Annotated in this window: 8 protein-coding genes; 7 read left to right on the top strand and 1 reads right to left on the bottom strand. The window is 61.7% G+C overall.

From position 1 onward, the window contains the following. The first annotated feature begins 151 nt into the window (after positions 1–151). The 4 genes from BGN95_RS05865 (at position 152) to BGN95_RS05850 (ending at position 5333) form a co-directional block, all read left to right on the top strand. Positions 152–862 carry a sensor histidine kinase gene (locus BGN95_RS05865; protein WP_286771945.1) on the top strand — a complete coding sequence of 237 codons (711 nt, stop codon included), beginning with the start codon at positions 152–154 and terminating at the stop codon, positions 860–862. A gap of 128 nt (positions 863–990) precedes the next feature. After that, entirely contained in the window at positions 991–2022 is a 1032-nt protein-coding gene (locus tag BGN95_RS05860; protein ID WP_286771944.1) for a YncE family protein, read from the top strand. Between the two features lie 54 nt (positions 2023–2076). Beyond that, entirely contained in the window at positions 2077–2787 is a 711-nt protein-coding gene (locus tag BGN95_RS05855) for a phosphatase PAP2 family protein (protein WP_286771943.1), read from the top strand. Between the two features lie 23 nt (positions 2788–2810). After that, positions 2811–5333, top strand: coding sequence for a TonB-dependent receptor (locus tag BGN95_RS05850; protein ID WP_286771942.1), 2523 nt, complete (start codon positions 2811–2813; stop codon positions 5331–5333). A 407-nt stretch (positions 5334–5740) separates the two neighbouring features. Here BGN95_RS05850 and BGN95_RS05845 read toward each other — a convergent pair whose 3' ends face one another. Next, the gene (locus tag BGN95_RS05845) at positions 5741–6124 is read right to left on the bottom strand and encodes a response regulator (RefSeq protein WP_286771941.1); all 384 of its coding nucleotides are present in this window, start codon (positions 6122–6124) and stop codon (positions 5741–5743) included. A gap of 473 nt (positions 6125–6597) precedes the next feature. Here BGN95_RS05845 and BGN95_RS05840 point away from each other — a divergent pair, with 473 nt between their 5' ends. The 3 genes from BGN95_RS05840 (at position 6598) to BGN95_RS05830 (ending at position 8134) form a co-directional block, all read left to right on the top strand. Next, a complete protein-coding gene (locus BGN95_RS05840; RefSeq protein ID WP_286771940.1) occupies positions 6598–7350 on the top strand; it encodes an SDR family oxidoreductase in 753 nt (250 codons plus the stop codon). A 204-nt stretch (positions 7351–7554) separates the two neighbouring features. Next, the gene (locus tag BGN95_RS05835; RefSeq protein WP_286771939.1) at positions 7555–7812 is read left to right on the top strand and encodes a hypothetical protein; all 258 of its coding nucleotides are present in this window, start codon (positions 7555–7557) and stop codon (positions 7810–7812) included. Positions 7813–7960: 148 nt separating this feature from the next. Beyond that, positions 7961–8134, top strand: coding sequence for a hypothetical protein (locus tag BGN95_RS05830; RefSeq protein ID WP_286771938.1), 174 nt, complete (start codon positions 7961–7963; stop codon positions 8132–8134). Positions 8135–8442: the final 308 nt, after the last annotated feature.

The raw sequence follows: 8442 nt of genomic DNA, 5'->3' as shown, positions 1-8442 counted from the left end.
CGCCAGCCTGTTGCTCGGCCGGCTCATCGCTGCGCGCGTCGCTGCGATCGGCACCACCGCCAATGCGATCATCGCCGGTGACTATTCGCGGCGCGTACCGATAGACTCGCTGGGCGGAACCTTTGCCGATCAGGCACGCGTCTTCAATCGGATGCTCGATCGCATCGAGTCGCTGATGGACAATCTTCGCCAGGTCTCGAGCGATATCGCGCACGACCTTCGCACCCCGCTGACCCGCCTGCAGGCCATGCTGCGTGACGCATCGGAGGAGGAAATTGGCGAGGATGAGCGGCGGACGCTGATCGCTGCCGCCGATCGCGAATGCGAGGACATCTTGCGGTTGTTCGCCGCAATGCTGCGGATCGGTGAAGTGCAGGAGGGGCGACGCCGGCCACACGTTGCAGCGATCCGCCTAGATTCGCTGGTCGAGGACATCGTCGAATCCTACGCACCCGTCTTCGCCGATGGATCGCAGCAGCTTTTGCTGGAGGAGTGCGAGCCTTGCACGATCCGCTGCGATGCCGATCTGTTCAATCAGCTTCTCGTCAATCTCATCGAAAATGCCCGGCTGCACACGCCCGAGCACAGCGTCACACAGGTCTCTTTGCGGCGAAACGCGGGGTTGATCGCGCTCCGCGTCAGCGACAACGGGCCAGGCGTTCCAGCGGGCGACCGGCAGGACGTCCTGCGCCGGTTCGTGCGGCTGGAACGAAGCCGGAGCGCGCCCGGGCATGGGCTGGGGCTCGCGCTGGTCGCGGCAATCGCAGCGTTTCACGATGCCGAGATTGTCCTCGCAGATGCGGCGCCGGGGCTGATCGTCGAGGTGAATTTCCCCGCGGCCGATACGCCGCCTACATTCTAATTTTGCAATGTGCGGGCGCCGAGCGCCGGATCGCGCAGGTGAGTCACGAGACTGTCACCCGACCCACCTAGCCGGTCTATGTCTATCGCCGATGCAGCGTCATCGGTCTATCTGGGGATTGACGGCACATGATCGGAAAATGGTGCGCTGCGGCAATGGCCGCGGCGGGGATCCTTGCGCCTTCCTACGGACTGGCACGGCCGGCCGCGAAAGGCGGCTATCGGGTCGAGGCGCGCATCGCGGGCGAGGATGGCGGCTGGGATTATGCCAGCGTCGATCCGGCGGCCGGGCGGCTCTATGTCGCACGTTCCAATGCGATCATGACGGTCGACCTTGCCGACGGGAAGGTAACGCCCGCGCTGGCAAAGGCGCAGCGCGCGCACTCGGTGCTCCCGCTGCCCGGCGGCAAGGAATTGCTTGAAACCGACGGCGAAACCGGTCTTGCCCGCTTCATCGACGTCGCGACGGGCGCGGCGATCGCGGAGGTCGCGACCGGCAAGAAACCCGATGCTGCCTTCCTCGACCCTGCCACGGGACTGATCGCGGTGATGAATGCGGGCGACGGCAGCGTCGCGCTGATCAACCGCGATCAGCACGGACTGGTCGGCCGGATCGACGTCGGCGGGAGCCTTGAATTCGGCGTCGCCGACGGCAAGGGCGGTGCATTCGTCAATATCGAGGATCGCAACGCCATTGCGGTGCTCGATCTCAAGGCGCGCCGTGTCGTCAAGACGATCGAACTGACCGGCTGTGACGGCCCTACCGGCCTTGGCCTGGTTGCGGGCGGCACCCGGCTCATCAGCGCCTGCGCCAACAATGTGGCGATGGTTGTCGATGCCAAGGCCGGCAAGGTGATCGACAAGCTTGCGATCGGGGCCGGCCCCGATGCGGTGCTGGTTGACCAGGGCCGTGGTCTTGCTTTCATTCCGTGCGGGGAAAGCGGCACCCTTGTCGAGATCGACGTCAAGGATGCCGCGCGCATCCGTGTCACCGACACGATCGCCACCCAGGTCGGCGCCAAGACCGGCGCGGTCGATCCGCGCGATGGTCGCATCTATCTGCCCGCCGCGGCGCTCGCGGCGCCGGAGCCGGGCGCCAAGCGCGGCAAGCCCGTGCCCGGCAGCTTCGCGGTGCTGGTCATCGCCCCCGGCCAATCCTGATCCACCGAAGCAAAGGGAGCCTTCCCCATGATCTCGCGCCGTTCAACGAGCGTTTTGCTCGCCGCCCTGCCCCTCCTCGCCCCCGTCGCGATCCACGCCGAGCAATTGCAGACTGCGCCGGTCAGGAAACCTGCGCCGACTTTCAAGCTCCTTCGCGCCGACGATTTTCCGCCCGATGCTATGGTGCCCGCCCCGCCTGCGCCCGGATCGGACGTTGAGAAGCTCGAGCTCGCCTATCTCCACGCGCTGATCGCGGGCACCTCGCCTGAGCGGCTGGAGCAGGCGCGACGCGATGATGCGCATGAAGATCCGACGATCTTCAACGAAGCGATGGGCGTCGATCTCAAAACGCTGCCGGCGACATGGGCATTGCTTTTGGCGGTCCACAATGACGCCGACCTCGCCGCCAATATCGCCAAGGAGCATTTCGGCCGCATCCGCCCCTGGGGCGTCGATCCGACGATGCCTAGTTGTGACGCCGGCAAGGGCAAGAAGCCGACGCGCAGCTATCCGAGCGGCCATGCGACGCTCGGCTATTCGGTCGGGCTGCTGCTGGCGACGCTGGCGCCCGCGAAGGCCAAAGCGGTGATGGAGCGGGCCAAGGATTATGCGCTGAGCCGTGAAATCTGCGGCGTCCACTTCCCCTCTGATACCGAGGCAAGCCATGTCATCGCGACGCTCGCGGTGGGGCGCATCCTCGCCGATCCCGCCACTGCCGCACGCGTCGCCGCCGCCCGCGCCGAACTCGCCAAATTGCCGTCCTGATCGACCGTAAGAGGCCCCGCATCATGAGCATCCATTCGCGCGGCGCGCTGTTCGCCGCGATTAGCCTCATCGCATTTGCGACCAATGCCGCCGCTGCGCCCGCCGGTGTGGTAGAGCCGGCGGATGCCGCTCCCCAGACGACCAGCGCCAACGAAGCGGGTCAGGCCAATGACAAGCAATCGCTGACCTCGTCCGATATCATCGTCACCGGCTCGAAAAGTGCGGAGAGCGCGCCGATCACCGCATCGCTCACCACCACCCAGCCGCAGTCGGCGGTCGGCCGCGACTATATCGACAACATCACCCCCGCGGCTGATTTCAATGAACTGATCGCGCTGACCCCCGGGGTGTCGATTTCCGGCACCGGCAACGGTTATGGTTTCGGCGAGACCAAGGCGACGATCCGCGGCTTCCAGGATGGCGAATATAACGTCACCTACGATTCGATCCCGTTCGGCGACACCAACAATCCGACACACCATTCGACCGCGTTCTTCCCGTCGAACACGATCGAGACCGTGGTGGTCGATCGCGGCCCCGGCAATGCGAGCCAGCTCGGCCAGGCGAGCTATGGCGGTAACATCAACATGTATTCGCGTGCGGCGAAGGACGAAATGGGCGGCCAGATCGAGGGCATCCTCGGTAACTGGAACAGCTTCATCGGCCGCGCCGAATTCCAGAGCGGCAAGATCGACAGCCTCGGCGGCGCGCGCATCGTGCTGACCGGCCAATATATGCAATCGGACGGCGCGCTTACCTATTCGCCGGTGGGCGGCAGGAACCTCTACGGCAAGGCAGTGATCCCGATCGGCCATGCGAACACGCTGACCGTAATGAGCACGTGGAATCGCAATTTCTATTATCAGTCGGACGTCGCGAAGGGCGCGACCTGCGGGAGCGCGACCGCGCTTTCGGCCAACGGCGGCAAGTCCGCGGTGGCGATCGATGGTTCAGGCAATCAGCTCGCGCAGCTCAGCGGTACCAACTGCGCAGCGACATCCGATATTGGCCTCTATGGCAAGAATTACGGGATGACCAACAATCCTGCGCTTGCAAGCTATTACAAGTACAATCGCACCGACAAGACGACCGATTTCTCCTACATTCGCCTGCAAAGCGAATTGGGCAGCGGCTTTTCGATGGATAACCGTGCATATATGTACGGTTATACCAACAACACCATGTCGGGGAACGGCAGTGCCACGGTAGCGATCCCCACGCAGCCGGGCGGTTTTACTCCCGTCTTTACCCAGAATTCGGGAGGCGTGATCAGCGGTTTCAGCGGCGCGGGCACGCCCGCCTCGCCCTATGTCGCGGTGAAAGGCCCGGCGAGCGACGTGCTCGGATACAACAAGCTGAACAAATATCGCGTATTCGGCTATATCGGCCAGTTTAACTACGACTTTTCGTTGGGCAAGGTCCGCATCGGCGGCTGGTATGAGCATGCCGTCACCGACCGCCATCTGGTCGATCTCGACATGACGACCGGCGCGCCGAGCTTCAACGAGAAGTTCAACAACGGCAACGGCTCCGCGGCGCAAAGCGCGCTGCCATCCGCCGCGCTCGCCAATGCGCAATATCTGCAGCATTCGAAATGGGATCAGTATCAGCTCTTCGGCGAGTTCGAATTCCACCCGATCGAGAGCGTGGCGATCACCCCGGGCGTCAAATATGTCCATTTCACGCGTGGGGTCGACGCGGCGGTGAACCAGAAATCGCGCGGGCCGATCGATACCAGCGCAACCTGGACTAAGGCGCTGCCGTTCGTTACCGCCAATTGGGCCGCGCGCGCCAACTGGTCCTTCTACGCGCAATATGCACAGGGCATGTACGTCCCAGATCTGTCGAGCTTCTATTCGACCTCGGGTACGCTCTCGACCGCGCTCGACGCGCTCCGCCCGCAGACATCCACCAACTATCAGGTCGGCACCGTCTGGCACGGCGCCAAGGTGTCGCTCGATGCGGACGCTTATATCGTTAACGTCGACAACAAGATCGGTACCTGCACCACCGCCGGGTGCGATACCACCTTGCTGATCAACATCGGCAAGGTGCGCTACAAGGGCGTCGAAGGCCAGATCAGCTATATGCCGATCCACGGCCTGACCCTGTTCGCCAACGGATCGTATAATTACGCGCATAGCGCGACCACCGGTGCCCAAATTGCCAAGGCGCCGTTCAGCACCGCGGCGGGCGGCTTCATCTATCGCAACGGGGGCTTCCGCGTGTCGTTCAACCAGAAATACACCGGGCCGCAATATGCGAGCGAATATAGCGGCAGCCCCGGCTACCGGCTCTATCGCATCAAGCCTTATACCATCGGCGATTTCGCGATGAGCCAGGAAATCGCGCCGCATTTCCAGCTCGGCGTCACCGTGCAGAATGTGTTCAACAGCCGTGCGATCACCGCGATCGCCAACAGCGCTTCCGGCGCGCCAACGACAGCGATTAATGGAAAGAGCTATCAGAGCGGCTACGGTCAACTGGATCAGTTCAGCTTCCTACCGCCGCGCGCATTCCTGGTTGATGCACGGGTGAAATTCTGATCTCCACGCGAAGGCACCAGGGAGGCCTACTGAACTGATCGGGGCTGCGCATTGCGAATGCGCGGTGGCTTCAAAAAGACGAAGGTCGCCGTCGCACACAAGCTCACGACAGTGCTCCACGTCATGTGGAAGACAGGTGACGCGTTCCGCTGCATGCGAGCACCAGCGATGTTGGTGACCGCGAACACCACATTGGCCGGCTCAACCTATCCAACGCCATGCTGAAGCGGGATCACCTTCGACTTCGAAGAGAACCATGAGCCTGGTCGCCGATATTCACATGCCAGCTTGACAAACGCCATTAAAGAAAGCGGTTGGACATGATCAAATCTCTGTTTCATTCAACTAAGCTCATTAGTTTCTTATACGCGATCCATCTGGAGACTGATCTACTTCGCCTGCGCTAATTAAAGAGCGATCTTTGAACTCTGAGCGGTGGTCGCAACGAGATTCTCTAGTGTTGCGATGAGATTATCTTTGATCACGGTCTTGCCGATATTTAAAATTCCGGCAAAAACGTCCCCGCCATATTGCTCGGGTTGCGCAACAGCCGTCGCCAACACGAATGGCACACCTTCCTGTTTCAGGGCAAGCGCAACCGGCGTAACCAATTCGTCCCCGAGATTTAAGTCGAGTAGCGCGACGGAGGGCAGTTCGCCATGAAGCAGCGCCAGCGCGTCGCTGGTGGTTCCCACCGGACCAATGACCTGCCATCCATGCTCGCCAAGCAGGAGCGCAAGCTCGCTCGCGATCAGATATTCGTCTTCAACGATGAGCACCGACTTGCGCATTATAATCCATCGACCCTCGAACCATCTATCCAAGCGGACCGACGATCTCCGCAACCAACCCTCGGTGACGCCTCCGGTTCCGATGAGCAGCGGGCTCTGTCACCGATTGTCAAAAATTGTGCCGCTGGCGTGGCTGTAGCAAACCGCGGCCACCGCCCGAGCATATTCGGTCCGGCACCGAATTCGTCGCCAATGCCGTGCGCGAATGGCTGGGCCGCCCGGGGCGTTACAACCCTGTATAGTGAACCGGACAGCTCCGCGTTAATGAGATCCGACCGAATCGGCCGTTCTCTTGTCGCCCCAAATTCGGTCAGCCTCGAGAGGCGGCGCGATCTCTGAAAACGGCCGCTAAAGCCGGGGGCACGTGCGCACACCGCGCGGGCGAGGTCGCGTAAGTCGTTTCAAAACAAGAAACAGGACGCCGCGGGCGGCGAGGATCCGTAGCTATCCGGCTTCACCAAGGGAGCCGAGGAATGAAACTGTTAGACGGCAAAATCGCGATCATCACGGGCGCAAGTTCAGGAATTGGGAAGGCAGCCGCAACGCTGTTCGCCGCGAACGGCGCCTCCGCAGTGCTTGTCGCCCGCCGGCAAGACCAGCTGGACCTGGTCGTTGCGCAAATCCAGGAGCGCGGGGGGCGTGCGCTCGCTGTTGTCGGAGACGTAACGGACGAGCGCACGCATCACGAGGCTGTCGCTGCCGCCAAAGCGACGTTCGGCGGCTTGCACATCGCCTTTAACAATGCAGGTCTCGTGGGAGCCATGAAGCCGCTGGCCGAGATTGAACCCCGGGAGTGGTCGGACGTGCTGGCAGTGAACTTGACCGCGGCCTTTCTCGGTGCCCGAGCGCAGATTCCTGCGATGCTGGAGCATGGAGCGGGCGCGCTCATCTTCACGGGCAGCTTTGTCGGCAACAGCGTGGGGCTGCCGGGCATGGGTCCCTACGCAGCAGCCAAGGCGGGTCTGCTTGGTCTCGTCCGCGGCATAGCAGCGGATTATGGCGCAATCGGCATCCGTGCCAATGCCCTCCTGCCGGGCGGCACAGCAACGGACATGGCCGGCGATACGGCCCAGCGCGAATGGGCTGCGGGTCTCCACGCCATGAAGCGGATCGCTCAGCCCGAAGAAATTGCGCAGGCGGCACTGTTTCTCGCCAGCGATATGTCGAGCTTCGTCACGGGATCGGCCCTGTGGGCCGATGGCGGCAACGCCGCGGTGAAGCTGTAATCTTCCTCGCCGGTCGGCGGCTTTCAGACTGAACCGTCTGAAGGCTGCCGGATTTCAAACCACCCAGCTCAAGCCAATCGGTGCCAATTTGGCGCAATCTCTTAGCCGACGGGGGGAAGGCGCCGCAGAAGCGGACCGCTGGATGATCGCGGGCCCATTCGATAAGCTGCCGTCGAAGAAGTGTCAGAAGAATGGATAGCGGCCATGATCGTAGAGCGCGTCGCCAATCTATTGCTATTAAAATTGGTCAGGTTCACGGCGCCCACCGCAGAGCGTTGCGAATGGCAGACACTCGTCACCGGTTATCACGACTTGCGTACAGCCGAATACGCATTGAAGGTGCAACCGGGTGATGGATTTACCCTTCCATACCCCGGCTGGGTAAAACTTCGGGTCGGGCAAGCAGTCGCGCTTGATGCGATTCGCCGCCACCCTTTTGGCCCTCGCGGGCAAAGAGTCTAACGGTGATAATCCGACGCCCGATCGTTCGACCGCGTCCGCCCCAAACATTGACCTCTGTGGAAGTTTAGAGGCGAGTCCAAAACGGACATTCCGCTTGAAGTATCGGCGCATCGACGGCAGCAGTGTGTGAGGAGAAAGGGATGCAAAGATGAAGCGAGCAATCAACCTTGCGGCGGCCCTGCTCGGATCGACGCTCGCGATCATCAATCTCCGACATATGGGCGATCACTCGCTGGATTGGGTGCTTCGTTACGGCAGCGTGGCATGGGCGCTATTGGCTGTTACAAATTTTGCAGCTGCCATCTCCCCCGTCGCACGATGATCTCAATAGATGTCGCGTAAAAGCCACCAGATCCGAGCCGTCCGCAAGCAAGAGAAAGCGGGATGATGTCGCTCTATTTTACGGCATTCCGCCGTCGGTGACGCACTTCCGATTGCAGCCATCCGATATATCATGCAGTGTGACTTTTCTTGTGGGGTGGAGGCGTGAGCGAAGATGCGCGTAATTCGATCTATCTGTGGGTCGTGGGCGTGTCGTTCTTCGACTTGTTCTGGGTCGCGCTACATTTCAAGCTGCTCGACTGGGTGCCGGACAGATGACTGGCCGCTGTTCGGAATTTGAGTTGGCCC

The organism is Sphingomonas sp. 66-10 (assembly GCF_001897045.1).
GTDB lineage: Bacteria > Pseudomonadota > Alphaproteobacteria > Sphingomonadales > Sphingomonadaceae > Sphingomonas > Sphingomonas lycopersici.
Note: the sequence above shows the minus strand (reverse complement) of the source record. Positions and strands in the feature narration are given on the sequence as shown.